Source organism: Nocardia sp. NPDC102475 (assembly GCF_055584605.1).
Genome location: NZ_JBVJLS010000017.1, coordinates 20,231 through 45,566, shown reverse-complemented (window position 1 = coordinate 45,566; position 25,336 = coordinate 20,231). Strand labels below are relative to the sequence as shown.

Below are 25,336 nucleotides of genomic sequence, written 5' to 3'. Positions count from 1 at the left end.
CGACACTGTCGGCGGGGTGTCGATGCGTTGGTTCAGCCCATCTACGGTGAAGGTTGCTCTGATGCTCGAATTCCGCACTGCCCCGACCCGTTTGCCGGATCGTAAACGTCAGCGGCCCGAATCCGTCGAGGGGCTACGGGTTCTCGTGACGGACGCGTGTTCCGAGATCGGTCACGCCACAGCCACACTGCTTGCCGCACACGGTGCGCAGCTGCTGCTGGTCGCCCGGCGCGGGGATCAACTCGTCGCCGGCTGCAATCAGATCGTCGATGCGGGCGGTGCGGCGAATTGGTTTCGCTGCGATATCTCCGCACTCGGTGATGTCGATCAGCTCGTCGACTGGGTGCTCAGCGATTTCGGCCGGGTCGATGTGCTGATCAACAATGCGGGCCGTCCGCTGCGCCGACCCGTCTCGCAATCCCTGGACCGCTTCCGCGACTACCAGCGCATGATGGCGACCAACTACTTCGGTCCGCTGCGCCTGACACTCGGCCTGCTGCCCGCCATGCTGGAATCCGGCTCCGGCCATGTGATCAATGTGGGCCCGTGGAGCCTGAAGACCGGCGCTACACCGAATTTCGCCTCCTACGCCAGCTCCCAGGCAGCCTGGACCACCTTCGGTCAATGCGCGGACGCCGAACTCTCGCCGCGCGGCATCCAGGTGACCGCCGTCCAATATCCGGCCGTCCAACCGGATACCGGCACCATCGCGCACTACGTCACCGAGCCCGCTCTGGAACCGACCGACGCCGCGCGGCTGATCGAAACGGCCATCCGCACCCGCCCGGCCCGCCTCCAACCCCGCTTCGCGCGCACCCTGCGCGGACTGGCCGGTGTCGCCCCCCGCTCCACCAACCGCATCCTCTCCCGCCTCGCCTCGCTCTGACCCCACGCGGCAGCAGCGCCGACGGTAGTCGAATGGTGGCTTCGAGGCCCCTCGGCAACCACCATTCGACTACCGTCGGCGACATCCCAGCCCCAGCAACGTCGAAGCGCCCCACCGGATTCCGGTGGGGCGCTTCGGAAAGAGCTATTCGCTCAGTGCTTTTCGGGGCCGAGATAGTACTCGAACACCAGACCGGCGGCCGCACCGAGGATGCACACCACACCGATGCCGATCAGCCAGAACTGGAAGAACGCCAAGCCAAGGGCGGTGATGGCGCCCGCGCCTGCCAGGGTGATGGGCCAGAAGCTGCCGGGCGAGAAGAAGCCCAGATCGCCCGCGCCGTCCACGATCTCGGCATCCTCGTAGTCCTCCGGGCGCAGGTCGAGGCGACGTGCGACGAAACGGAAGTAGGTGCCGATGATCAGCGACAGACCGGCGGTCAGCACCGTCGCGGTGGTGCCCGCCCACTCGACACCGGTCCGCGACTGGCCGGTGAAGTAGCCGTACACGATTGCCACGATGACGAAGAACACCGTGAGCAGTTCGAAAATCCGCGCTTCGATCTTCATTTCAGATCAGTCCTCACTTGCTCTCTACCGCGGACGCACTCTTGGTGTCGCGCTTGGTGTTGAACGGCTGTGTGGTGGTCGCGACCGGGGATTCACCGATGGACTCGAGCGCCTCGGCGTTGGTCTTACCCGCCTTGCGCGCGTCCATGTACTTGGTGAACTTCTCCGGCGATACCGCACGGACCTCGAAGTTCATCATCGAGTGGAAGGTGCCGCACATCTCGGCGCAGCGGCCGACGAACGCGCCTTCCTTCTCGATCTTGGTGATCTGGAAGACGTTATCGGAGTGGTTTTCCTTCGGGTTCGGCATCACGTCGCGCTTGAACAGGAACTCCGGCACCCAGAAGGCGTGCACCACATCGGCGGCGGCCAGCTGGAATTCGATGTTCTTGCCGGTCGGCAGCACGAGCACCGGGATCTCGGTGCTGGAGCCGACGGTCTCGACCTTGTCGTAGTGCAGGTAGGACAGGATCTCGTTCTCCGGCTTGCCGTGCACCGGGCCCGGCTGCGGGTGACCGTCCTTGGTCCGCTCCTTGTACTCCTCGAGCTGCTCCTGGTTGGCATCCTCGCGGGCCTTGTCGATGCCGTCGAAGCGGTAGCCGTCCTTGAAGTCGACATTGCGGTAGCCGAACTTCCAGTTCCACTGGAAGGCGGTCACGTCGACGGTCACGTCCGGGTTGTCGACCTTCTCGTGCACGTAGTTCTGCACGACCACGGTGAAGTAGAACAGCACCGCGATGATGACGAACGGCACGGCCGTGTAGGTCAGCTCCAGCGGCACGTTGTAACCGGTCTGGCGCGGGAACTCCGGGGAGTCCTTCTTCTTGCGGTGGAAGGCGACGGTCCAGAAGGTCAGACCCCACACCAGCACACCCATCGCCAATGCCGCGATGACCGACCAGGTCCACAGCTCCCGCATCCGGGTGGCCTGCGGCGTGATGCCCGAGGGCCAGCCGAATCGCAGCCAAACATTGTCGATCGAGCAGCCCGAGACGAGCATCGCGGTGATCCCCAAGGACACCGCCAGCCCGGCCCGCCGAAGGATACGGCCCTGCCGCCCCTTCACGGGTCGTGCCCCGATCTCTTCGCTCGCCTTGTGCGCCACGCTCACGCCTTCCTGGTCGCCACACATTCCGACAGTGCACCGCCCGAGTTGCGATCGCCCGGCGGTACGTCCTAAGCACGTTTCAGGGCATTCCGTCGGCCGCTTGCTTCGCGCGCGATCCAACTGAGAATGTCCTGAGTACTACGCAGCGTAGACCAAACCGGCGCCCCGTTTGACGTCGGGTCGCATTCGACACTCCGCCGGCGCGGGGGTTGATCCGGTCACCCGGACATCGTCGCAGTACAAGGCGTGCGACGCGACCGGATCGGGCAGGTGCGATGCAGGCGGACACAACATTTCGCAGCGCAACTGTCCGGTGGGCGCGACACACGAATCCGCCCGGTGCGGCATACTCGGACACGAGATTTCGTCCTGTGCGCCCACTTATCGGGCGTAGCCACCCAATGAATCGGGCCAGCGCCCGTACCGAAGCGGAAACGAGGTTGCCGACGCCGTGTGTGGACTGCTCGGATTCCTGACATCTGATGCGGCAACCGAGGACCGCCGGGGACGGCAGCCAGCGGAGCTGGCGGGGTGGGCGAACACAGTGGAGCGGGTGTACGACGCCTTGCACTGCGTGCGCCATCGCGGCCCGGACGAGCGCGGCACCTGGCACGACGATCATGTGATCTACGGCTTCAACCGGCTGTCGATCATCGATATCGAGCATTCGCACCAGCCGCTGCGCTGGGGTCCGGCCGAAAACCGGGAGCGCTACGCGCTGACCTTCAACGGTGAGATCTACAACTACATCGAGATCCGCGAAGAGCTCGCGAAGGCGCATGCCGAGGAGTACCCGGACGGAAAGATCTTCGAGACCGAGGGCGATAGCGAGGCGATCGTCGCGGCCTTCCACTACTGGGGTCCGGAGGCGGTGCGCAAGCTGCGCGGCATGTTCGCGTTCGCGATCTGGGATACCGAAACCCAGGAGCTGTTCCTGGCGCGCGATCCGTTCGGGATCAAGCCGTTGTTCCTGGCGACGGGTCCCGGCGGGACCGCGTTCGGCAGTGAGAAGAAGAGCCTGCTGGAGCTGCTGCCCGCACTCGGGCTGTCCGATGCGCTAGATCCGCGGGCGTTGGAGCACTACACGGTGCTGCAGTATGTGCCGGAGCCGGAGACCCTGCACAAGGACATCCGTCGCCTGGAATCCGGGCACTACGCGACCGTGCGGGCGGGCCAGGCGCCGCAGATCACCCGCTACTTCAACCCGCAGTTCAAGGTGCGGGCCTTCGCACCCGGTTCGGCGGCCGCCCGCTATCGCGATATCGCCGAGGCCCTGGAGGACTCGGTCGCCAAGCATATGCGCGCGGATGTGACGGTCGGATCGTTCCTGTCCGGCGGCATCGACTCCACCGCGGTCGCGGCGCTGGCGATGCGGCACAACCCGAAGCTGATCACCTTCACCACCGGCTTCGAACGCGAGGGCTACTCCGAGGTCGATGTGGCCGCCGAGAGCGCCGAGGCGATCGGCGCGCGGCACATCGTGAAGGTGGTCTCCCCCGCCGAATTCGCGGCCGCGATCCCCGAAATCGTCTGGTACCTCGACGATCCCGTGGCCGACCCGGCGCTGGTTCCGCTGTACTTCGTCGCCAAGGAGGCGCGCAAGCACGTCAAGGTGGTGCTCTCCGGCGAGGGCGCGGACGAGCTGTTCGGCGGATACACGATCTACCGGGAACCGTTGTCGCTCAAGCCCTTCGAATACCTGCCGCGCGGTGTGCGCAAGCTGGCGGGCAAGCTCTCGGAGCGGATTCCGGACGGCACCCGCGGTAAGAGCCTGCTGCACCGAGGTTCGCTCCCGTTGGAGGAGCGCTACTACGGCAATGCGCGCAGCTTCAGCGATGCGCAGTTGCGTGCGGTGCTGCGCGAATTCCGGCCGGAATGGACCCACCAGGACGTCACCGCGCCTATCTACGCACAGTCACGCGGCTGGGACCCGGTCGCGCGCATGCAGCATCTGGATCTCTACACCTGGCTGCGCGGCGACATCCTGGTCAAGGCCGACAAGATGACCATGGCGAATTCGCTCGAGCTGCGCGTGCCGTTCCTGGATTCCGAGGTACTGAAGGTCGCCGAACAGCTGCCCTACGAGCAGAAGATCACCAAGGAGACCACGAAGTACGCGCTGCGCCAGGCACTCGAGGGCATCGTCCCGCCGCATGTGCTGCACCGAGCGAAGCTGGGTTTCCCTGTCCCGCTGCGGCATTGGTTGCGCGGCACCGAACTCTACGACTGGGCGCACCTGCAGATCGCCGAATCGCAGACCGATCACCTGCTGGACAAGGGTGCGATCAAGGGCATGCTCGAAGACCACCGCGCGGGCCGCGGCGACCACAGCCGCCGGTTGTGGACGCTGCTGGTCTTCATGGTCTGGCACGGGATCTTCGTGGAGAAGCGCATTACTCCCGACATCCAGGAGCCGGTCTACCCGGTCTCGCTGTAGTCGAATGCGAACGGCCGCACCGGAATACGGTGCGGCCGTCGAAGAGGGCGTCGCTCAGAGCAGTGGCTTGATGTCGGCGGCGGCTTCGGGACCGTAAGCCTTGGTGAGGCGCTCGAGAGCATCGTCCTTATTGAGGGTCCACTCCTGGGTGCCCATGGTCTCGAGTACGAGAACCGCGATGAGCGAACCCAATTGGGCGGAGCGCTCCAGCGAGAGTCCGGTGGTGTGGCCGGTGAGGAAGCCCGCGCGGAAAGCGTCGCCGACGCCGGTGGGCTCGACCTTGTTCACCTCGGGGACCACACCGACAGTCACCTCGGTGCCGTCGCGGTCGACGATCTGCACGCCGTCCTTGCCGAGTGTGGTGACCCGGATACCGACCTTGCGCGCGACCTCTTCCTCGCTCAGACCGGTCTTCTGCAGCAGCAGCGCCCACTCGTACTTATTGGTGAAAAGGTATGTGGCGCCCTCGATCAGCTGCACGGCCTGATCACCGTCGAGGCGGGCCAGCTGCTGGGACGGGTCGGCGGCGAACGGAATGCCGAGTTCACGGCATTCGGCGGTGTGGCGCAGCATCGCCTCGGGATCGTTGGCGCCGATGAGCACAAGGTCCAGGGCGTGCTGCTCGGCGAGTTCGCCGATCGAGATGTCGCGGGCCTCGCTCATCGCGCCCGGGTAGAACGACGCGATCTGGGCCATGTCGTCGTCGGTGGTGCAGACGAAGCGCGCGGTATGCGCCCGGTCCGAGATCCGGACGGTGGAGCAGTCGACACCGTGCTTCTCGAGCCAGGCGCCGTACTCGGCGAAATCGGCGCCGACCGCGCCGACGAGCAGCGGCGTGCGGTTCAAAACACCCATGGCGTAGGCGATGTTGCCCGCGACACCGCCCTTGCGGATCTGCAGATCATCGACGAGAAAGCTCACTGAGACGTGGTCGAGCTGATCGGCCAGCAGCGCATCGGCGAACCGTCCGGGAAAACGCATGAGGTGGTCGGTTGCAATGGACGCGGACACGGCGATAGACACGAGGCTGAGCCCCTTCGAGTAGGCGGCAGACGACGAAAGGCGCGGGACACAAAACCCGCGCCTTCACCGTATCAACTACTGCATCCGCCGAGCACTAACGACTTCTTCGCCCCGGCGACAACCGGCCGAGGGCCGAGGTGTCAGTTGAAGGAGTCGCCGCAGGCGCAGGAACCCGTCGCATTCGGGTTATCGATCGTGAAGCCCTGCTTCTCGATGGTGTCGACGAAGTCGATCGAGGCGCCCTGTACGTACGGCGCGCTCATCCGGTCGACGGCCAGCTTGACGCCGCCGAAGTCGACGGTCAGGTCGCCGTCGAGCGAGCGGTCGTCGAAGAAGAGCTGGTAGCGCAGGCCCGCACAGCCGCCCGGCTGCACGGCGATACGCAGGGCGAGGTCGTCGCGACCCTCCTGGTCGAGCAGCGCCTTCGCCTTGCTGGCGGCGGCGTCGGTCAGAGTTACACCGTGGGTGGTCGTCTCGTCTTGCACAGTCATGAACTCTCCTCAGGACAGCTGTGTTCAACCCGTGAACAGCGCACGGCTCGTGGCTACAACACCACTCAGCGGGCTGTTATTCCCCCATCTTGCCACCACCGGGTACTGCGGTGGACACAACCTCCCACCGACCTCATTTCCTGCGGGGTACCGCATCGAATAGCCTGGTCGCGTGAAATTGTTCCGTCGCGGCGAGTCCAGCACCACCGACGAGAGCGCCGACCAGACGGCGGGCTCGGACGGCGGCTCGACCGCAGTCTCCATCACGAAAGCGGCCACCGCCACCGAGAGCAAGGGCCGACCTACTCCGAAACGTCGTGACGCCCAAGGCAAGCGGCGCGGCCCGGTGGCCCCGGCCCCGCTCACCGCGAAGGAGGCGCGCGCCCGGCGCAAGGCCACCCGCGGTAGCCGCGAGGACCGCAAGACGGCCTCGGCCGAGCGCCGGCTGGCGGCCCAGGACCGGCGCGCCAGGATGCTGGCCGGTGAGGACAAATACCTGCTGCCCCGTGATCAGGGTCCTGTGCGGGCGTTCGTGCGTGACATCGTCGATGCGCGACGCAACCTGGTCGGGTTGTTCATGCCGATGGCGCTGGTCCTGATCCTGTCGATGCTCGCCGCGCCCGCGCTGCAGACGATTGTGACGCTGGCCATGCTGGTGATGATGTTCTTCATGATCGCCGAGGGCTTCCTGCTCGGCCGGATCGTCAACGGACGGGTGCGTGAGCGCTTCCCGGAGAGCACCGATACCGGCTACAAGCTGGGGTGGTACGCGTTCGTCCGCGCCTCGCAGATCCGCAAGATGCGGGCGCCGAAGCCGCGGGTCGGCCCCGGCGACAGTGTCTAATTGCAGCGCCTTCGGCACTGCGTGTTCGCGGCCCCCTGGTGTCTCGCGTCCGACCCTTTCGAGCGACCTGCAAGCAGTCGCTAGCGGCGCCGTCGAGACTCGCGACTTCGTCGCATGCGCTTCGACGGCTCGGACGCGAGACGGGCCGCGAACGGTCGCTCGTAAGACTCGCTCCGTGGTGGCATCGAGAGCGGCGACGAGCCGACAGCCCATAGCACTCCCCTCAGTGGTGATGTGAGTGGGCGATGATGGCGGACAGATCGGACTGCAGGCGCTGGGCGTCGCGATCGGTGACGTTCGCCGATCCGGCGTGACCGCCGCCTCGTGTGATGAGGACCGCGAAGCCCACCACGACCGCCATGCTTACGAGAAAAGTAATCATGGCAGTAATTTTGCGCTCGGTGATTTACCGCCGAAAGTGGCTGTTCTGACATTGTTCGTAAAGATTCAGCCAGGTACGCTGTCTACATGCTGTCCAAGGTCGCGGTGGTGCTTTCGGAGCGCCTGGCCATGTTCGAATTCGGCGTGGTCTGTGAGGTCTTCGGGCTCGATCGGACCGCGGACGGACTGCCCGGATTCGATTTCAAGGTTTGCGGAGCCGAGCCGGGGAAGCCGCTGCCGTCCACGACCCCCGGCATCACCGTCACACCGGAGTTCGGGCTGGAGGAGTTGGCGAAGGCCGATCTGGTGGCGATTCCGGCCTTTCCCGCATCGGCCCTGGAACAGGGGCTCGATCCGCGGGTCGTCGACGCGATACGGGACGCGTCGGATGGTGGGGCGATCGTGCTCACCGTATGTTCCGGTGCTTTCCTGGCCGGTGCGGCCGGTCTGCTCGACGGTCGCAAGTGCACCACGCATTGGCGCTATGTCGACCAATTGGCGGCGCGGTTTCCGCAGGCCACGGTCGATCCCGATGTGTTGTTCGTCGACGAGGGCAATCTGATCACCTCGGCGGGCACGGCCGCGGGCATAGACGCCTGCCTACATCTGGTGCGCCGGGAGATCGGCAGTTCCGTCGCCAATGCGATCGCACGGCGGATGGTGGTGCCGCCGCAGCGTGACGGCGGGCAGCGCCAATTCATCGAGCGTCCGGTGCCTGAATGCACCTCCGACAGTCTCAGCTCCACGCTGCAGTGGATGAACGAAAATCTCGACCTGCCGCACACCATCGACGATCTGGCCGCCCGCTCGATGATGTCCACCCGCACCTTCGCCCGCCGCTTCGCCGCCGAAACCGGAACCACACCGGTGAAATGGCTGACCAATCAGCGCGTGCTGTATGCGAAGCATCTGCTGGAGGACACCGACGAAGGCTTGGAACAGATTGCCGCACAAGCCGGTTTCGGATCCGGTGCCCTGCTGCGGCATCACTTCCAGAAGGTCGTCGGCATCGCGCCGACCGAGTATCGCCGCCGGTTCGGCGGCGCGGAGGCGACCGAGCAGCGGGCCTGAGTGCGGCGGATTGATACGGTGCTGCCGTGTCGGATCGCTCATCTACCAGCAGCCGCGCGCACCGCATCCTCGTGCTCGGCGGCGCGCGATCCGGTAAGTCGGCATTCGCGGAGGTGTTGGCGGCCGAGGGCGGTCCGGTGCGTTATATCGCCACCGCGATTCCCGATCCGGCCGATCTCGACTTCGCCGAGCGCATCGCCCGCCACCGCGACCGCAGGCCCGCGGACTGGACGGTCCTCGAAAGCGCTGATCCGGCAACGGTTCTCACCGCCGCTCCCCCGGCCGGAACCACGCTGATCGACGATATCGGGACCTGGCTCACCGCCCGCATCGACGCGCGCGAGGCCTGGGATGCCCCGCGCGGCACCATCGCCCCAGACACGGACGCCTTGGTCGCCGCGGTCACTGCCTACCCCGGCCGCTTGGTGATCGTGACCCCGGAGGTAGGTATGGGCGTCATCCCGGCCACCCGCTCCGGCCGCCTCTTTCGCGACGAGATCGGGACCCTCAACCAGCGCCTCGCGCAAACCTGCGACGAAGCCTTCTTGATTGTCGCCGGGCTTCCCCTCCGCCTGAAATAGGACCGCACGGCAGCCGCGATGACGTCGCGACCTCAGCCAACTGCAGGGCACCGCGGTCCAATGCCGCGGCGCAGGCAACTGCCGCGGCGACCACGCACCGCGGATCACTCGCGAGAGCCGCGCCCCACCGAGCGTCGTATGCGTCATGCGGAGGCCGAGTGGAGCCGTAAGCACGCGGGACGGGGCATCGGGTAGAGCGTGGTGGTGCAGTCCGCCTGAATACGAGCGCACGGCCGCGGCGATCATGGCGCGTCACTCGCGGGAGCCGCGGCCTATGGATGTCGCAACCGTGCAGCATGCGCCATACGGAGGCCGAATCGGGCCGCAAGCACGCGGACCAGGCCTCAGGTAGGGCGCGGGTGGAGCAGTCCACCTGAAATACGAGCGCACGGCCACCGCGATCATGTCGCGTCACCAGCGGGAGCCGCGGCCTATGGATGTCGCAACCGTGCAGCATGCGCCATACGGAGGCCGAATCGGGCCGCAAGCACGCGGACCAGGCCTCAGGTAGGGCGCGGGTGGAGCAGTCCGCCTGAATACGAGCGCACGGCCGCGGCGATCATGGCGCGTCACCAGCGGGAGCGGCACCCTATGGGGTGTCGTGCCAGCCGTGCAGGATGCGCCGTGCGGACCGTCGGGTCGGACCGCGGCGGCGCGGGACGAGGCCTCAGGTGCGGGGTGGGTGGTGCGGACCGTCGGGTGTGGCGGCAAGATTGGGCCCGGTATGGACTGCGCGGTGTAGGAATGAACTGCCCCGACCCGGAAAGGCTCGATAGTGACAGACGGATTCGGACCGGTTGTACCACCCGATGCGGGGGTTCGGGCGGCGGCGGAGCAGCGGCAGGCGCAGCTGACCAAACCCGGTGGGGCGCTCGGGCGGCTCGAGACACTCGGGAATTGGGTGTCGGCATGTCAAGGTGTGTGCCCGCCGAAGCGGTTCGAGCGGGCGCGGGTGGTGGTGTTCGCCGGGGATCACGGCATTGCGCGCCACGGCGTTTCGGCATATCCGAGTGAGGTGACCGCGCAGATGGTCGCCAATTTCCTCGGCGGTGGTGCGGCGGTGAATACGCTGGCCGCGGTGGCGGGTGCGACCGTGCGGGTCGTCGATATTTCCGTCGACGCCGATACCGATCCGCAGGTCGCAAAGCACAAGGTGCGGCGCTCGAGCGGGTCGATCGATCGCGAAGACGCGCTGAGCGAGGACGAGATCCATGCCGCGCTCGCCGCGGGCAAGGCGATCGCCGACGACGAGATCGATGCGGGCGCCGACCTGCTCATCGCGGGCGATATGGGCATCGGCAATACGACACCCGCCACCGTCCTCATCGCGACCCTCACCGATACCGAACCCATCGCCGCTGTCGGCCGGGGCACCGGCGTGGACGATGCGGGCTGGATCCGCAAGGTCGCCGCGATCCGCGATGCCATGCGCCGCGCCCGCCCGGTCGCCAAGGACCCGGTCGAACTGCTGCGGGTTGCCGCAGGCGCCGACTTCGCCGCCTTGGCGGGCTTCCTCGCACAAGCCGCGACCCGACGGACTCCGGTCATCCTCGACGGCGTGGTCGTCACCGCGGCCGCCCTGGTCGCCGAGGACCTGGCCGCCGGTGCCAGCGCCTGGTGGCTCGCGGGCCACCGCTCCACCGAACCCGCGCACACCCTCGCCCTGCGCCACCTCCGCCTCGAGCCCCTCCTCGACCTGGACATGCGCCTCGGTGAAGGATCCGGCGCCCTGACCGCCCTCCCCGTCCTGCGCGCCGCCGTAGCCACCCTCGCCGAAATGGCCACCTTCGCCGAAGCCGGTGTGAGCACAGCCGATTCGGCCGCCGAAGCCGAAGCCGAAGCCGAAGCCGAAGCCGAAGCCGAAGCCGAAGCCGAAGCCGAAGCCGAAGCCGAAGCCGAAGCCGAAGCCGGGACCAGCATCGCCGCCGAAGCGACCGCGCAACCGGACTTGCGGAAATAGACCTTGGCTGCACGCGCCTCCAGCGGCGAGCGAAACTTGCACCTCGGACCGGCGGACCGCGCTCTCGGTCGGAAGCACCGCGACGACCGCCATCATCAGCAGACGATCCCGTCCTGCGGGTCGATCCTGGCCGCTAGCGGCAACACACGCATCGAGCGACATGCGGACCTGGCACTGCGGGCCGACGGAGCGCTCGGCATGAACGGTGCGCGGCGTACGGCGTGCGCGACGGCGGCTTCGCTGCGTGGATCCGACGATGGCGATGGTCGAGCGATTACAGGTCGGCAAATATGACCGGTGTGCGGCTTGCGGTGTCGTGGCTGACAGTGCTGCCGGTGCGGGGGCCGGAGAGTGTCGATCGGAGCGCGGCGGGGCGGGCGATCGCGTTGGCGCCGTTGGTTGGCGTGGGACTCGGGGCGGCCGGGGCCGGGTTGCTGTGGGTGCTGGTGTGGGGTGGGGCGAGCGCGTCGGTCGCGGGGCTGGTGGTGGTTGCCGGGTTGGCGCTCATCACTCGGGGGATGCATCTGGATGGATTGGCCGACACGCTGGACGGGCTGGGGTCCTATGGTTCGCCCGAGCGGGCCAGGGAGATATTGAAGAGCGGTGACACGGGGCCGTTCGGGGTGGCGGCAATTGTGTTCGCCGTTGGGATCCAAGCGTTTTCGTTCGCCGCGCTGGCCCAGGCCGAGCGTTGGTTCGCGGTGCTGCTCGCGGTGGCCGTCGGCCGAGTGGTGGTGGTCCTCGCATGTCGGCGCGGCACCGCCGCTGCTCCCGGCACCGGCTTCGGCACTTTGGTCGCCGGGACCCAGCACCCGATCACCATCGCACTCTGGTCCGCACTCGCCGTTGCCGCGGGCATACTCGCCGTGCCGGACCACCGCTGGCTCGGCCCCGCCGTTGTCCTTGTCGCCGTGGGCATTTCAGCCCTACTCATTCGACACAGCACCCACCGCTTCGGCGGCCTCTCCGGTGACATCCTCGGCGCGACACTCGAGATATCCGTCGCCATCACCGCCGCCGGACTAACCCTGGGCACCTGAGTCGGCCAACGCGCACCAAGCACCGGCGAATACCTACATAACGGTGCCGCCCCGGACGTTTCGGCCTCTGTCATCGCACACTTGACCCACCTTCGGCGGCATAACCCGGCGATATCCGCAGCGTCACACTAGAGATATCCGTCGCCATCACCGCCGCAGGACTGGCCTCGGGCGCCTGACTCGGCCGACTCGTGCCAGCAACGTGTTACCGTGCCGCCCTGAATATTTCGGTCTCATAACCGCACATCGGTGGCCGCGCCTGGCGAGCGGATTAGGCCTGACCGTGCATTCTCGCGTGGACTAGTACCGCGTCCAGCTAGCTTCTGAGGTAACCGAGATCCGTCGAGCGCAGTCGTATGGCGGTGCCGCTGGGCGTGTCGTGCCGCATTTCGACTGCGCTCGGCGAGCGAACTGGACCTGATGGCGCGGCAACCTCTGGATGCGGCACGAGCACGCCCGCACTTGTATACGAACACATCGCCCGCGATGAGATAGCTGGCACGGTGCGCGCATTGTCTGGGTCAGGCAATACAGTGGACGGTATGTCTTCCGAGCGTCTGTATTTTCGTCAACTGCTGTCCGGTCGAGATTTTGCCGTGGGTGATCCGATCGCGACGCAGATGCGAAATTTCGCGTATCTGATCGGCGATCGGGAGACCGGCGAGTGTGTGGTGGTGGATCCGGCGTATGCGGCGGGCGATCTGGTGGATATCGCCGAGGCTGACGGGCTGCGGCTGACCGGGGTGCTCGCCACCCATCACCACCCGGACCATGTCGGCGGCACCATGCTGGGATTCACCCTGCGCGGGGTGCGGGAGCTGCTCGAAAAGACGAGCGTTCCGGTGCACGTCAATGCCGAGGAACTGTCCTGGGTCGCCAATGTCACCGGCATCGCGCCGAGCGAACTCACCGGACACCAGCACTGCGACAAGGTCAGCGTCGGTGCCTTCGATATCGAGCTGCTGCACACCCCCGGCCACACCCCCGGCAGCCAGTGCTTCCTGTTCGACAATCGCCTCATCGCGGGCGACACCCTCTTCATCGACGGTTGCGGCCGCACCGACTTCCCCGGCGGCGACTCCGACGCCATGTTCCGTAGCCTGCGCTATCTAGCCGACCTATCCGGCGACCCGGTCGTCTACCCCGGTCACTGGTATTCCCAGGACCCCTCCGCCGCGCTCTCCACGGTCAAGGACGCCAACTACGTCATGCGCCCGCAAACCCTGGAGGAATGGCGCACCTTCATGCCAAGCTGAACCACGAACGGCACACGGCTGCGGCGTTCGCGGGACTGCCGCAGTCACATGCCGCGCATCCACCCGTGGATATCGGCGAAGGTGCCGCGCTGGATGCCGGTGAGGGTGTCACGCAGCGCCATGGTGACCTCGCCCGGCTCACCACCGCCGACCGCGAACTCGCCATCGGCGGAACGAACCCAGCCGACGGGTGTGATCACGGCGGCGGTACCGCAGGCGAAAACCTCGGTGATCTCACCGGATTCGGCGCCCTTGCGCCACTCCTCCACCGAAACCTTGCGCTCCTCAACCACATAGCCCGAATCGGCGGCGAGGGTGAGCAGCGAATCGCGAGTGATGCCGGGCAACAGCGATCCGGACAGTTCCGGGGTGACCAGCCGCGCCTCGGAACCGGAGCCGAAGACGAAGAACAGGTTGTTGGTACCCATCTCCTCGACATAGCGGCGCTCACAGGCATCGAGCCAGACGACCTGATCGCAGCCCTTCTCGGAGGCCTGCGCCTGGGCCAGCAGCGAGGCCGCGTAGTTGCCTGCGACCTTCGCTTCACCGGTACCGCCCGGTGCGGCCCGCACGTACTCGGTCGACAGCCAGACCCGCACCGGCTTCACACCGCGCGGGAAGTACGCGCCCGCAGGCGATCCCAGCAGCAGGTATTTGTAGGCGGAAGCGGGCTTCACGCCGAGCCCGGCCTCGGTGGCGAACATGAACGGCCGCAGGTACAGCGACTCCTCACCACCGGCCGCGGGCACCCAGCCGCCGTCGACCTCGAGCAGCTGACGCACGGATTCGATGAATAGTTCCTCGGGCAGTTCCGCCATCGCCATCCGGCGTGCGGACTTGCGGAAGCGCGTCGCATTCGCGTCGATGCGGAAGCAGGAGACGCTGCCGTCGTTCTGCCGGTAGGCCTTCAGACCCTCGAAGATGGCCTGGCCGTAGTGGAACACCATCGTCGCCGGATCCAACGCCAACGGCCCGTACGGCTCGACCCTGGCATTGCCCCAGCCTTCGCCCTCGGTGTAGTCGATGGAGACCATATGGTCGGTGAAGAAGCGTCCGAAGCCCGGCGCCGCCAGAATCTCCTGTACCCGCTGCGCCGGGGTGGGCGCGGGATGCGGAACATGGGTGAACTGTGCGGCAACGGTCATGAGGCAGATCCTATCGGTCGCGATTTCGCCGCGGTGCGAGTGTCGGCGCGCCGCGAATGTACCCGCGTCACCTGCCGACATCCGCGGTGCACAGCGAGACGCCGACTACTTGGTTTTCGTGTCGACGAATGGCGGACGCACAACCTCACAGCGCAGGCGGCGGCCGCGCACGTCGACCTCGACCTCCGCGCCGGGTTCGAGGTCCGCCGCGGTATCGAGCAGGGCGAGGGCGATACCGATCTGCAGCGACGGCGAGAAGGTGCCGGAGGTGGTTTCGCCGACGGGCGCACCGTCGCGCAGCACGGTCTGGCCCTGGCGCAGCACACCGCGATCAAGTGCCTTCAGCCCCAACAGGATTCGACGCGGACCGGTCGACTTCTCCTGCTCCAGTGCGGCTTTGCCCCAGAACTCGGCCTTCTTCCACCCGATCGCCCACCCGCAGCGCGCCTGCACGGGCGAAATTTCCAGCGACAGTTCATGTCCGTGCAGCGGATAACCCATTTCGGTGCGCAGCGTATCGCGGGCGCCGAGCCCGGCGGGCTGCCCATCGTGCGCGCGGACCTGCTCGACGAGCGCGCGGAACAGCGGCTCGGCATCGGCCCACCGCGGCAACAGTTCGTAACCGTGTTCGCCGGTGTATCCGGTGCGACAGACCCGAATCCGGCGGCCGTCCCATTCGGCGTCCGCGTAGGCCATGTACTCCATATCGGTCGGCAGCCCGAGCGCGGTGAGCACCTCCGTCGAGCGTGGTCCCTGCACCGCGAACACCCCGTACTCGCGGTGCTCGTCGGTGACCGTGATGCCGTCCGGCGCGACCTTCTGCAGTTCCGCGACCACCGCGGCCGTGTTGGCGGCATTCGGCACCAGGAAGATCTCGTCATCGCGGACGTAATAGGCGATCAGATCGTCGATCACACCACCGTCGGGCGCGCAGCACAGCGTGTACTGCGCCTTGCCCGGCCGGATCCGACCGAGGTCGTTGGTGAGCGCCGAGTTCACGAAATCCGCCGCGCCCGCGCCGCGGACAGTGGCCTTGCCGAGGTGACTCACATCGAATAGGCCGACGGTCGTGCGGACTGCCTGATGTTCGCCGACCGTCCCCGCGTATGACACCGGCATTTCCCATCCGCCGAACGGCGCGAACTTCGCCCCGAGTTCGACGTGGACACCATGGATCGGGCCTTGCAGCAGGTTCGCATCGGTCACCGGCCGAGCTTAGCCCGGTGTCGGCGTCGCGATGCGCCACCCGGAGCAGACCGAATAGCCTGTGCTCATGACCGCTGTTGCAGATCGCTCGCTCGGACCGGACCTGGACCTGGTCGACACCATCAGCGCCGACACCGATGTGTTGGTGATCGGGCTGGTGTCCGGTGACGACGGCCCGACGATCGCCACACTGGAGGACGAATTCGTCGACAACATCCTGGCCCCGGAGGTCCGCGCGGCGCTGCAGGAACAACTGCGCGCCGTCGGTGCGAAGGGTAAGGCCGAGGAGCTCACCCGGATTCCAGCCCCCACCGGCCTCGATGTGAAGAGCGTGCTCGCCGTCGGACTCGGCGCCGCGGACAAGATCGATGCCGAACAGATCCGCCGCTCGGCCGGTGTCGCGGGACGTGCGCTGACCGGTGTCGGCCGGGCCGTGACCACTCTGTCGGGTCTCGAGGGCGGCATCGGCCCGACCGCCGAAGGGTTCTTCCTCGGCGCGTACACCTTCACCGCGTTCAAATCCGAGAGTGCCGACGGCAAGCCGGACGAGCAGCCGGTGCGCAAGGTCGAACTCCTGGTCGGCGACCCGAGCGTGTCCTACCGCAAGGGCTTCAACCACGACTGGGTGATCGCCGAATCCATCGCCACCGCACGCGATTTCGTCAACACTCCGCCGAGTCACCTGTACCCGGCCGAATTCGCCACCCGCGCGAAGGCTTTGGCCGAGGCAGCGGGTCTGCAGGTGGAGGTGCTCGACGAGCAGGCGCTGGCCGACGGCGGCTACGGCGGCGTGCTCGGCGTCGGCAAGGGCTCTTCGCGCCAGCCGCGCCTGGTGCGGCTGACCTACAACGGCGGCGCCAAGAAGATCGCGCTCATCGGCAAGGGCATCACCTTCGACACCGGCGGCATCTCCATCAAGCCCGCCGCGAATATGGAGAATATGACCTCCGATATGGCGGGCGCCGCCGCGGTCATCGCCGCGACCATCGCCGCCGCCAAGCTGGAACTACCGGTCACCGTGATCACGACCGTGCCGATGGCCGAGAACATGCCGTCGGCCACCGCGCAGCGCCCCGGCGATGTGCTCACCCAGTACGGCGGAAAGACCGTCGAGGTGCTGAACACCGATGCCGAGGGCCGCCTGATCCTGGCCGACGCCATCGTGCGCGCGGGCGAGGACGATCCGGAGTACCTCATCGACGTCGCCACCCTCACCGGCGCGCAGATGGTCGCACTCGGCACCCGCACCCCCGGCGTGATGGGCACCGACGATTTCCGCGACCGCGTCGCGCGGCTGTCGCGGCTGGCCGGTGAAAACGGCTGGGCCATGCCGCTGCCCGCCGAACTGCGCGCCGATCTGAACTCCAAGGTCGCCGATCTGGCGAATGTCGCATCGCACCGCTGGGGCGGCATGCTCTCGGCCGCGATTTTCCTCAAGGAGTTCGTCCCGGAGGGTGTGCAGTGGGCGCATCTGGACGTCGCGGGTCCGGCCTACAACACCGGCGGCCCGTTCGGCTACATCGGCAAGGGCGGCACCGGGGTTCCGGTCCGCACCCTGGTTTCGGTGATCGAGGACATCGCACACGAGGACGTGACGGAGTAACCGAATGCCGGTGCGGCGTCCGGAATTTCCGGGCGTCGCACTGCGGACCGCGAACAAATTGAACGAAACTAACAGCCCTACAAGTCGCCCAATTCACGTTCCAGCGCCCGTTGGCGCTCGATCCGCTTGCGGGCGTCGTAGTCGCGCATCCGTTGCGGATAACCGGTCTTGCGAACGTCGTAAACGGGAATCCGCAAATCTCCGGCTAGTCGCTGCGCGCCGCGCTCGCCGACGACGCGACGAGTCCATTCACCATCGGCCGCGACCAAGACGACAGTGACATCCGTCACCGTCGTCTTGGGCTCCACGTAGCCCTCGACCCCGGTATGGGTACGCACCCACTCGGCGAGATAGCGCGCATCGTCGCCACTACTCGAACCCGTACGTAAACCCCTGCCTCCCCGGGCCGCGCCGCCTCGGAAACGATCCAGCAAACCCAACGACGCCGACCTCCTTCCACCGGTGACCGAGTGCTCGGCATCGGTCATTCCATCTTGCCAGCCCTGTGTAGTTCGCTGCCCTGTGCTACACGTCTCGCGGACGAGTGCAAGGATGGATCGCGGTACAAGAACCACACAGATCTCCGGTGCCACGCACAATGATCGGTGGCTTTCGGACACCCATCGCGACCCGCGGTGGGTGTTCGCAGTGAGATCAACTGTTGTAGAACCCGTCGAGCAGTCAGAGGAGTCAACGGACATGGCCTTCTCCGTCCAGATGCCGGCTCTTGGTGAGAGCGTCACCGAGGGAACGGTGACCAGGTGGCTGAAGCAGGAAGGAGACACGGTCGAGGTCGACGAGCCACTGCTCGAGGTCTCCACCGATAAGGTCGACACCGAGATCCCGTCGCCGGCGGCGGGTGTGTTGTCGAAGATCGTCGCCGCCGAGGATGACGTCGTCGAGGTCGGCGGTGAGCTCGGTGTGATCAGCGAAGCCGGCGAAGCGCCCGCGCCCGCCGCCGCACCCGCACCTGAAGCCGCGCCTGCACCCGCCCCCGCACCGGAACCGGAACCGGCCCCCGCGCCGGCTGCCGCCGCTGCGGCCCCCGCCCCCGCGGCTCCTGCCGCAGCCGCCCCCGCCGCCGCGTCGGGCACCCCGGTCAAGATGCCGGAACTCGGTGAGTCGGTCACCGAGGGCACCGTCACCCGCTGGCTCAAGCAGGTCGGTGACCAGGTCGCCGTCGACGAGCCGCTACTCGAGGTCTCCACCGATAAGGTCGACACCGAGATCCCCTCGCCCGTCGCGGGCACCCTGCTGGAAATTTCCGCGCAGGAAGACGATGTAGTCGCCGTCGGTGGACAGCTCGGCGTGATCGGCAGCGGCGCCCCCGCGGCCGCCGCACCGGCACCCGCCGCCCCCGCACCGGCCCCGGCAGCCCCTGCCCCCGCGCCCGAACCGGCACCCGCACCCGCGCCTGCTCCGGCTCCCGCGGCCGCCGCTCCGGCACCTGCCCCGGCTCCGGCTCCGGCTCCGGCTCCCAAGCCTGCTCCGGCTCCGGCCGCGACGGCTCCGGCGCCGACCCCGGACACCTCCGGCAACGGCGCGACCCCGTACGTCACCCCGCTGGTCCGCAAACTGGCCGAGGAGAACGGCGTCAACCTCGCCACCGTCACCGGTTCCGGTGTCGGCGGACGCATCCGCAAGCAGGATGTGCTCGCCGCCGTCGAGGCCAAGAAGGCACCGGCTCCGGCCGCGGCCGCCCCCGCGGCAGCCGCACCGGCCGCGAAGGCGCCCGCCCCCGCGGCCCCGTCCCAGCTGGCGCACCTGCGCGGCACCGTGCAGAAGGCGAGCCGCATCCGCCAGATCACCGCCACCAAGACCCGGGAATCGCTGCAGACCACCGCGCAGCTGACCCAGGTGCACGAGGCGGATGTCACCAAGATCGCGGCGCTGCGCAGCCAGGCCAAGGCCGCGTTCAAGGACCGCGAGGGCGTCAACCTGACGTTCCTGCCGTTCTTCGCCAAGGCGGTCGTCGAGGCGCTCGGCGTGCACCCGAATGTGAACGCCAGCTACAACGAGTCCACCAAGGAGATCACCTACCACGCCTCGGTGCACCTCGGCATCGCCGTCGACACCGAGCAGGGTCTGCTGTCCCCTGTGATCCACAACGCCAGCGACCTGTCGCTGGCCGGACTGGCCCGCGCCATCGCCGATATCGCCAACCGCGCCCGCACCGGCGGCCTCAAGCCGGACGAGCTGGCCGGTGGCACCTTCACCATCACCAATATCGGCAGCCAGGGCGCGCTGTTCGACACCCCGATCCTGCTTCCGCCGCAGGTGGGCATGCTCGGTACGGGTGCGATCGTCAAGCGTCCGGTCGTGGTCACCGATGAGACCGGCAACGAGTCCATCGGCGTTCGGTCCATGTGCTATCTGCCGCTCACCTACGATCACCGCCTCATCGACGGCGCCGACGCCGGTCGCTTCCTGACCACGATCCGGCACCGGCTCGAGGAAGCGGCGTTCGAGGCGGACCTCGGTCTGTAGTCGGAAAGGGTCGTCTGTCGCGTATGAAAGTGGTGATCGCCGGTTCGTCCGGGCTGATCGGGACGGCACTCGTCGCGGCGCTGCGCCGCGAGGGGCACGAAGTCGCCAGATTGGCACGCCGCTCCCCCAACGCGCCGGACGAATACCGCTGGGATCCCGCTCGCGCCGATCTGGACGAGCGGGCCCTGCGGGGCGCCGACGCACTGGTCAACCTCTGCGGGGCGAGCATCGGAGGGCGGCGCTGGAACGGCAGCTACAAACAGGAGCTGCGTGACAGTCGGCTCACCCCGACCGATGTCCTGGCCAATGCGGTCGCCGCCGCTGGTGTGCCGGTGCTGGTGAATGCCAGCGGCGTGCACTACTACGGCGGCGCCACCGGCAACCGCGTGGTCGACGAAACCACCCCCGCGGGAACGGGTTTCCTCGCCACCCTCTGCCGGGACTGGGAGGCCGCGACCAAACCCGCCGTCGACGCGGGTGTGCGCACGGTGTTGTTGCGCAGTGCCGTGGTGCTTTCCCACCACGGCGGCATGCTCGGCATGCTGCAGCCGCTGTATTCGCTCGGCCTCGGCGGCCGACTCGGCAATGGACGGCAATACACGCCGTGGATCTCGATGGCCGACGAGATCGGCGCGATCATCTTCGCGCTCACCCACGACAGCATTGCCGGGCCGATCAATTCCGTCGGTCCGGCACCGGTCACCAATGCCGAATTCAATCGGGCCCTGGGTCGTGTGCTGCACCGACCGGCCCCATTCGTGGTGCCCGCGTTCGCATTACGCACGCTGATCGGCGAATTCGCCGAAGAGGCGATCCTGACCGGGCCGCGCGCGATTCCGACGGTGCTGGAGGAGGCGGGGTATCCGTTCCAGCACCAGACGATCGGTGCGGCGCTGGCAGCCGCGCTCGGCCGCGACGACGACCGCTGACGCCGCGTCCGAAGACCCATGGAGTAGATCGATGACCGAGCTGGACACCCGACCCGCCACCGTCATCCGTGACGCGCGCGCGGGCGATCTGCCCGAGGTCCTGGTCATCCACAACGCGAATATCGCCACCTCCACCGCCATCTGGGATCACGAGCAGGTCGATCTCGACGATCGGCGCGCCTGGTTCCGCGACCGCACCGCCGCCGGGCTGCCGATTCTGGTCGCCGATATCGGCGGCGAGGTGGCCGGTTACGCCAGCTACGGCCCGTGGCGGACCCGATCGGGTTACCGCTTCACCGTGGAGAATTCGGTCTACGTCGCCGATCGTTTCCACCGGCGCGGTATTGCGAGTGCCCTGCTCACCGAGCTGATCGAGCGCGCCCGCCAGGCAGGTACCGTGCACGCCATGGTCGCCGCCATCGAATCCGGCAATACCGGTTCGATCGCGCTGCACGAGCGATTCGATTTCCGCACCGTCGGGGAACTGCCGGAGGTCGGACGGAAATTCGGACGCTGGATGGATCTCACGCTGATGCAGTTGACCTTGCCGATCGTGGGCGACTGAACCGCACCCTGCACCGCCAAACCTGGCAACCCTGTGGCATCGCCCACATCGGGTTGGTTTATCGAATCGACACACTCGGCGTACCGTCGAGGACGTGAACGACACGCGCACCACCTGGTCCGCCAGATTCGATACGACCCCGATCGTGGTCGAGGATCTCGGACTCATCGAGTACCACAGCGCCTGGGAAATGCAGCGGTCGATCGCCGCGCAGCGGGCCGCCGGGGAGGGCTCCGACCATCTGCTCCTGCTGGAGCACCCGTCGGTCTACACCGCTGGTCGCCGCACCGAGGCCGAGGATCTGCCGATCGACGGCAGCCCGGTGGTGCAGGTCGATCGCGGCGGCAAGATCACCTGGCACGGTCCGGGGCAGCTGGTCGGCTACCCGATCGTGCGGCTGGCCGAGCCGGTGGATGTCGTGCACTACGTGCGCAGGCTGGAAGAAGCACTGATCACCGTCTGCACCGGGCTCGGCCTGGATTGCGGACGGGTCGAGGGCCGCTCGGGTGTATGGCTGGCCGCGACCGAGCTCTACTCCGAGCGCAAGGTCGCCCAGATCGGCGTGCGGGTACAGCAGGGCGTCGCGCTGCACGGCATCTCACTCAACTGCAACTCCGCGCTCGACGGCTTCCAGGCGATCGTTCCGTGCGGTATCCGCGACGCCGGTGTCACCACGCTGACGCGCGAACTCGGTCGCGAGGTCACGGTGGCCGAAGTCAAGCCGCTCGTCAGCGCTGCGATCACCCGCGCGCTCAATGGCGAACTCCCGGTGACCGCACACGACATCGTCCGCGCCGCACCAGCCGTGGAGCCCGCGAGAGCCGAATGAGTCGGCTGCTGTCGCGTTGCCCGGGACAGTGACGGACTGCATCCGACGACGGCGCACGGCAGGCGTAAGGTCGATCGAGTGACCTCAGCTTCAGCACCGGCAGGACGCAAACTGCTACGCATCGAGGCGCGCAACGCGGAGACCCCGATCGAGCGCAAGCCTCAATGGATTCGGACCCGAGCCAAGATGGGCCCCGAGTACACCGAACTCAAGGGCCTGGTGAAACGCGAAGGCCTGCACACGGTGTGCGAGGAGGCGGGTTGTCCCAACATCTTCGAATGCTGGGAAGACCGTGAGGCCACCTTCCTCATCGGCGGCGAACAGTGCACCCGCCGTTGCGACTTCTGCCAGATCGACACCGGCAAACCCGCCGCGCTCGATCGCGACGAGCCGCGCCGGGTCGCCGAAAGCGTCCAGGCGATGGGCCTGCGCTACTCCACCATCACCGGCGTCGCGCGCGACGATCTCAAGGACGGTGGTGCCTGGCTCTACGCCGAAACCGTCCGCGCCATCAAGGCTTTGAACCCGAGCACCGGCGTCGAACTGCTCATCCCGGACTTCAACGCGGTCCCCGGGCAGTTGGCCAAGGTCTTCTCGTCACGCCCCGAGGTGCTCGCGCACAACCTGGAGACGGTGCCGCGCATCTTCAAGCGCATCCGCCCGGCGTTCCGCTACGAGCGCTCCCTCGCCGTGCTGACCGCCGCCCGTGAAGACGGCCTGGTCACCAAGTCGAACCTGATCCTCGGTATGGGCGAAACCCCCGAGGAAGTCACCCAGGCCATGCGCGATCTGCACGAGGCAGGCTGCGACATCCTCACCATCACCCAGTACCTGCGGCCCTCGCCGCGTCATCATCCGGTGGACCGCTGGGTCAGGCCTGAGGAATTCGTCGAGCACTCCCGCATGGCCGAGGAAATCGGCTTCGCCGGTGTCATGGCCGGGCCGCTGGTCCGCTCCTCGTACCGTGCGGGCCGCCTTTACGCCCAGGCAATGGCCCACCACGGCCGCGAAATCTCCCCTGCCATGGCGCATCTCGCACAGGAGGGCACCGCCTCACAGGAGGCCAGCTCCGTATTGGCCCGCTTCGGCGGCTAGTCGATCAACATCCCGGCTGGAACGGGAAGCACTGCGGTTCAGCCTGCCGAGCCGGAGCCGGTGGCTCCGGCGGCGCAATCGTCTCGGTACTCGGAACGAGGTGCGGCTGAACGCCGCTACCGCGCTGGTTCACGCCCGCGGAAACCAGGATCCAGATCGTGCCGGCGACGACCGCGACGATCAGCAAGGTCGCGACGTGTTGCGGGAGGCCGGGAATGAGCTCGAGTCCTTTCGCCAGTGCGGTCGAAGTACGCGTGCGTACTGCAGACACCCGTCGGCGAGCCGAATCCTGGTTCGACCGCTCGGCGGCGGGCGGGGTTGGCGGCCGCGGGGTTACCGGCCGCAGGAGTTCCGGATCAGCCTGTTGTGGAGTCGGTATCAATTGCGGGTCGGAGTCGACCCACGACGACCACGCGTCGGCGTAGGGCGACGACGCTGGCGGTGCCGACTGCGCCCGATCGGCGTCGACGGCGGCGATCGGTTCCGGCTCTGCCGGCAGCACGGATACGTGCGAAGACCCCGCATCCGAGCGAACCGCAAGCCGCGAGCGTTGCGCACCCCTCGCCTGAGCCCTAGCGATATCGGCCGAGAGCCATGGCGGGTACGGAGCCATGGGAGGTGCCGAAAAGGGCTGTGGTCCGGCGGATACGGTCCCCGTATCTACTATCGCGGACGAAACAGACTGCGGCCCATCGTGCTTCGACAGTGATACCGCTCCGACCAGCGCCGTCGAGTTGTCCGCCGTCGTTATCGAATGATCGTCGACAAGAACTTCCGTGATATCGGAAGGCCGCGCCAGGGCCGACTCGAACCGTGGTTCGGATCTCCCATCCGCATCCGGCTGTCCGGCAGTCACACTCGAACTGTCGACTGAAGCAGAGATAGCACCGAGCGGAGCAGATGCGCGGGCAGCGCCGACCAGCGCCCTGGATTCCGAACGCAAACGACGTCCCGACTCTGACGGAAATCCCTCGGCCGCGAGATCCTCGACGGTGACCACGTGCGACAGGTGAAGCTCGCCGAGTAGCGCATGCACCTGTTCCGCGGTCCAGATCAGCTTCCGATTCGCCGTCCGATGAAACCAAGCCCGCAACCCGGCCGACGACCCGAGGACCACACAGTTGCCGTGCTCGGACGCTTCGAAATCCACCATGACCGATGCGTCCCGAGGCGGCACAACCACGACCAATCCGTCGACGAAGGCGTCCGGGTGCTGCTTGCGCACCAACTCCTCCAGATCGAGCACATGGCTCGTCACTCGGTCGAACGGACTGGTGTCGCCATCGCGGACAGGAACCGGATCGCCCTGGCACTCGAGGAGCCGCGAGCGCCCGTCGGCCTGGCCCGAAACCCCGGTAGCCACCTCGGCGGCGGTCTCCTCGGCTTCGATCACCACCATCGCGCGTGGTGTGAACACCACCAGACCCGCATCCCGCGCGTTCCCCCCGTGGGGGCGGTCGGGCCGGTGGCATCCCGAAATAGCAAGCCCCACAATGACATATTGACCGGTCCACGTTCGCATCCAGTCGAGCACGCACTGCTCGGATCGCGTAACCGCCGCCCGTTCGTTCACAACCAGCATCGAGGTCACCCTCCCTCTCGTCCGCACAGTCGACCCACCAACGGTATTCAGCGCGACCGCCCGACGAGAATTCGAAAGGCACCGTAAGAGTGTGGTTTTGGCGACAAAAGGTGTCACTACACCGGCGTGGCGACGACAGACGCGAGTGTCGCGGCGAGCCGCCGGGTCGGTGTCAGCGGTTGAGAGGAGGCCGGATCCCCCTGCGGAATAGTCTTCTCCCCCGGAGACAGCGTCAAGAGCAGCAGCCG

At 67.2% G+C, this 25,336-nt stretch carries 23 protein-coding genes; 14 read left to right on the top strand and 9 right to left on the bottom strand.

The annotated features are described in order from the left end of the window. Window positions 1-61 precede the first annotated feature (61 nt). Window positions 62-886, top strand: a complete 825-nt coding sequence (locus tag ACZ60G_RS28140) for an SDR family NAD(P)-dependent oxidoreductase (protein ID WP_465813685.1) — start codon at window positions 62-64, stop codon at window positions 884-886. Window positions 887-1,038: 152 nt separating this feature from the next. Here the strand turns inward: ACZ60G_RS28140 and ACZ60G_RS28135 are convergent, their stop codons facing one another. Further along, window positions 1,039-1,455, bottom strand: a complete 417-nt coding sequence (locus tag ACZ60G_RS28135) for a cytochrome c oxidase subunit 4 (RefSeq protein ID WP_387294843.1) — start codon at window positions 1,453-1,455, stop codon at window positions 1,039-1,041. A gap of 13 nt (window positions 1,456-1,468) precedes the next feature. Continuing rightward, window positions 1,469-2,521: an aa3-type cytochrome oxidase subunit II gene (gene ctaC, locus ACZ60G_RS28130; protein ID WP_465813828.1), complete on the bottom strand. Its 1,053-nt coding sequence runs from the start codon at window positions 2,519-2,521 to the stop codon at window positions 1,469-1,471. A gap of 493 nt (window positions 2,522-3,014) precedes the next feature. Here ctaC and asnB point away from each other — a divergent pair, with 493 nt between their 5' ends. After that, window positions 3,015-5,000 carry an asparagine synthase (glutamine-hydrolyzing) gene (gene asnB / locus ACZ60G_RS28125; protein ID WP_465813684.1) on the top strand — a complete coding sequence of 662 codons (1,986 nt, stop codon included), beginning with the start codon at window positions 3,015-3,017 and terminating at the stop codon, window positions 4,998-5,000. A 54-nt stretch (window positions 5,001-5,054) separates the two neighbouring features. On the opposite strand, the gene ACZ60G_RS28120 is transcribed toward asnB, so the two are convergent. Beyond that, the gene (locus ACZ60G_RS28120; protein WP_465813683.1) at window positions 5,055-6,023 is read right to left on the bottom strand and encodes a carbohydrate kinase family protein; all 969 of its coding nucleotides are present in this window, start codon (window positions 6,021-6,023) and stop codon (window positions 5,055-5,057) included. A 140-nt stretch (window positions 6,024-6,163) separates the two neighbouring features. After that, a complete protein-coding gene (locus ACZ60G_RS28115; protein WP_040688522.1) occupies window positions 6,164-6,514 on the bottom strand; it encodes a HesB/IscA family protein in 351 nt (116 codons plus the stop codon). Between the two features lie 172 nt (window positions 6,515-6,686). Here ACZ60G_RS28115 and ACZ60G_RS28110 point away from each other — a divergent pair, with 172 nt between their 5' ends. Next, window positions 6,687-7,358, top strand: coding sequence for a DUF3043 domain-containing protein (locus ACZ60G_RS28110; RefSeq protein ID WP_465813682.1), 672 nt, complete (start codon window positions 6,687-6,689; stop codon window positions 7,356-7,358). A 223-nt stretch (window positions 7,359-7,581) separates the two neighbouring features. On the opposite strand, the gene ACZ60G_RS28105 is transcribed toward ACZ60G_RS28110, so the two are convergent. Beyond that, window positions 7,582-7,740: a hypothetical protein gene (locus ACZ60G_RS28105; protein WP_157187100.1), complete on the bottom strand. Its 159-nt coding sequence runs from the start codon at window positions 7,738-7,740 to the stop codon at window positions 7,582-7,584. 86 nt (window positions 7,741-7,826) lie between these two features. Between ACZ60G_RS28105 and ACZ60G_RS28100 the strand changes: the two genes are divergently transcribed. From ACZ60G_RS28100 to ACZ60G_RS28080, 5 genes are all read left to right on the top strand, one after another. Further along, the gene (locus ACZ60G_RS28100) at window positions 7,827-8,810 is read left to right on the top strand and encodes a helix-turn-helix domain-containing protein (protein ID WP_465813681.1); all 984 of its coding nucleotides are present in this window, start codon (window positions 7,827-7,829) and stop codon (window positions 8,808-8,810) included. 26 nt (window positions 8,811-8,836) lie between these two features. After that, the gene (gene cobU, locus ACZ60G_RS28095; RefSeq protein WP_465813680.1) at window positions 8,837-9,391 is read left to right on the top strand and encodes a bifunctional adenosylcobinamide kinase/adenosylcobinamide-phosphate guanylyltransferase; all 555 of its coding nucleotides are present in this window, start codon (window positions 8,837-8,839) and stop codon (window positions 9,389-9,391) included. A 775-nt stretch (window positions 9,392-10,166) separates the two neighbouring features. Then, window positions 10,167-11,351 carry a nicotinate-nucleotide--dimethylbenzimidazole phosphoribosyltransferase gene (gene cobT / locus ACZ60G_RS28090; RefSeq protein ID WP_465813679.1) on the top strand — a complete coding sequence of 395 codons (1,185 nt, stop codon included), beginning with the start codon at window positions 10,167-10,169 and terminating at the stop codon, window positions 11,349-11,351. A 290-nt stretch (window positions 11,352-11,641) separates the two neighbouring features. Further along, complete coding sequence (locus ACZ60G_RS28085) at window positions 11,642-12,391, top strand: adenosylcobinamide-GDP ribazoletransferase (protein ID WP_465813678.1); 750 nt, start codon at window positions 11,642-11,644, stop codon at window positions 12,389-12,391. Between the two features lie 542 nt (window positions 12,392-12,933). After that, window positions 12,934-13,647, top strand: a complete 714-nt coding sequence (locus ACZ60G_RS28080) for an MBL fold metallo-hydrolase (protein WP_397037831.1) — start codon at window positions 12,934-12,936, stop codon at window positions 13,645-13,647. Between the two features lie 44 nt (window positions 13,648-13,691). Here the strand turns inward: ACZ60G_RS28080 and ACZ60G_RS28075 are convergent, their stop codons facing one another. Continuing rightward, on the bottom strand, window positions 13,692-14,792 hold the full coding sequence (locus ACZ60G_RS28075; RefSeq protein WP_465813677.1) for a branched-chain amino acid aminotransferase: 1,101 nt from the start codon (window positions 14,790-14,792) through the stop codon (window positions 13,692-13,694). A 105-nt stretch (window positions 14,793-14,897) separates the two neighbouring features. Further along, window positions 14,898-15,998, bottom strand: coding sequence for a glycine cleavage system aminomethyltransferase GcvT (gene gcvT, locus ACZ60G_RS28070; RefSeq protein ID WP_465813676.1), 1,101 nt, complete (start codon window positions 15,996-15,998; stop codon window positions 14,898-14,900). A 67-nt stretch (window positions 15,999-16,065) separates the two neighbouring features. Between gcvT and ACZ60G_RS28065 the strand changes: the two genes are divergently transcribed. After that, complete coding sequence (locus ACZ60G_RS28065) at window positions 16,066-17,601, top strand: leucyl aminopeptidase (RefSeq protein WP_465813675.1); 1,536 nt, start codon at window positions 16,066-16,068, stop codon at window positions 17,599-17,601. Between the two features lie 77 nt (window positions 17,602-17,678). Here the strand turns inward: ACZ60G_RS28065 and ACZ60G_RS28060 are convergent, their stop codons facing one another. Further along, complete coding sequence (locus ACZ60G_RS28060; RefSeq protein WP_465813674.1) at window positions 17,679-18,041, bottom strand: oxidoreductase; 363 nt, start codon at window positions 18,039-18,041, stop codon at window positions 17,679-17,681. 259 nt (window positions 18,042-18,300) lie between these two features. Here ACZ60G_RS28060 and sucB point away from each other — a divergent pair, with 259 nt between their 5' ends. The 5 genes from sucB (at window position 18,301) to lipA (ending at window position 23,506) form a co-directional block, all read left to right on the top strand. Beyond that, window positions 18,301-20,088, top strand: a complete 1,788-nt coding sequence (gene sucB / locus ACZ60G_RS28055; protein WP_465813673.1) for a 2-oxoglutarate dehydrogenase, E2 component, dihydrolipoamide succinyltransferase — start codon at window positions 18,301-18,303, stop codon at window positions 20,086-20,088. 23 nt (window positions 20,089-20,111) lie between these two features. Then, complete coding sequence (locus ACZ60G_RS28050) at window positions 20,112-21,017, top strand: TIGR01777 family oxidoreductase (protein ID WP_465813672.1); 906 nt, start codon at window positions 20,112-20,114, stop codon at window positions 21,015-21,017. A gap of 31 nt (window positions 21,018-21,048) precedes the next feature. Continuing rightward, window positions 21,049-21,582 (top strand): GNAT family N-acetyltransferase, encoded by a 534-nt coding sequence (locus tag ACZ60G_RS28045; RefSeq protein WP_465813671.1) that lies wholly within the window; start codon window positions 21,049-21,051, stop codon window positions 21,580-21,582. Window positions 21,583-21,676: 94 nt separating this feature from the next. Continuing rightward, complete coding sequence (gene lipB, locus ACZ60G_RS28040) at window positions 21,677-22,411, top strand: lipoyl(octanoyl) transferase LipB (RefSeq protein WP_465813670.1); 735 nt, start codon at window positions 21,677-21,679, stop codon at window positions 22,409-22,411. Window positions 22,412-22,489: 78 nt separating this feature from the next. Continuing rightward, complete coding sequence (gene lipA / locus ACZ60G_RS28035; RefSeq protein WP_465813669.1) at window positions 22,490-23,506, top strand: lipoyl synthase; 1,017 nt, start codon at window positions 22,490-22,492, stop codon at window positions 23,504-23,506. Between the two features lie 4 nt (window positions 23,507-23,510). On the opposite strand, the gene ACZ60G_RS28030 is transcribed toward lipA, so the two are convergent. Continuing rightward, window positions 23,511-24,926 (bottom strand): hypothetical protein, encoded by a 1,416-nt coding sequence (locus tag ACZ60G_RS28030; protein WP_465813668.1) that lies wholly within the window; start codon window positions 24,924-24,926, stop codon window positions 23,511-23,513. Window positions 24,927-25,336: the final 410 nt, after the last annotated feature.

Bases quoted from the DNA above. Each gene is read 5' to 3' on its own strand.
- ACZ60G_RS28045 (WP_465813671.1), top strand. From the start codon at position 21,049: ATGACCGAGCTGGACACCCGACCCGCCACCGTCATCCGTGACGCGCGC.
- sucB (WP_465813673.1), top strand. From the start codon at position 18,301: ATGGCCTTCTCCGTCCAGATGCCGGCTCTTGGTGAGAGCGTCACCGAG.
- ACZ60G_RS28075 (WP_465813677.1), bottom strand. From the start codon at position 14,792: ATGACCGTTGCCGCACAGTTCACCCATGTTCCGCATCCCGCGCCCACC.
- ACZ60G_RS28080 (WP_397037831.1), top strand. From the start codon at position 12,934: ATGTCTTCCGAGCGTCTGTATTTTCGTCAACTGCTGTCCGGTCGAGAT.
- ACZ60G_RS28065 (WP_465813675.1), top strand. From the start codon at position 16,066: ATGACCGCTGTTGCAGATCGCTCGCTCGGACCGGACCTGGACCTGGTC.
- ACZ60G_RS28140 (WP_465813685.1), top strand. From the start codon at position 62: ATGCTCGAATTCCGCACTGCCCCGACCCGTTTGCCGGATCGTAAACGT.
- ACZ60G_RS28135 (WP_387294843.1), bottom strand. From the start codon at position 1,455: ATGAAGATCGAAGCGCGGATTTTCGAACTGCTCACGGTGTTCTTCGTC.
- ACZ60G_RS28105 (WP_157187100.1), bottom strand. From the start codon at position 7,740: ATGATTACTTTTCTCGTAAGCATGGCGGTCGTGGTGGGCTTCGCGGTC.
- ACZ60G_RS28085 (WP_465813678.1), top strand. From the start codon at position 11,642: ATGACCGGTGTGCGGCTTGCGGTGTCGTGGCTGACAGTGCTGCCGGTG.
- ACZ60G_RS28115 (WP_040688522.1), bottom strand. From the start codon at position 6,514: ATGACTGTGCAAGACGAGACGACCACCCACGGTGTAACTCTGACCGAC.
- ACZ60G_RS28100 (WP_465813681.1), top strand. From the start codon at position 7,827: ATGCTGTCCAAGGTCGCGGTGGTGCTTTCGGAGCGCCTGGCCATGTTC.
- ACZ60G_RS28050 (WP_465813672.1), top strand. From the start codon at position 20,112: ATGAAAGTGGTGATCGCCGGTTCGTCCGGGCTGATCGGGACGGCACTC.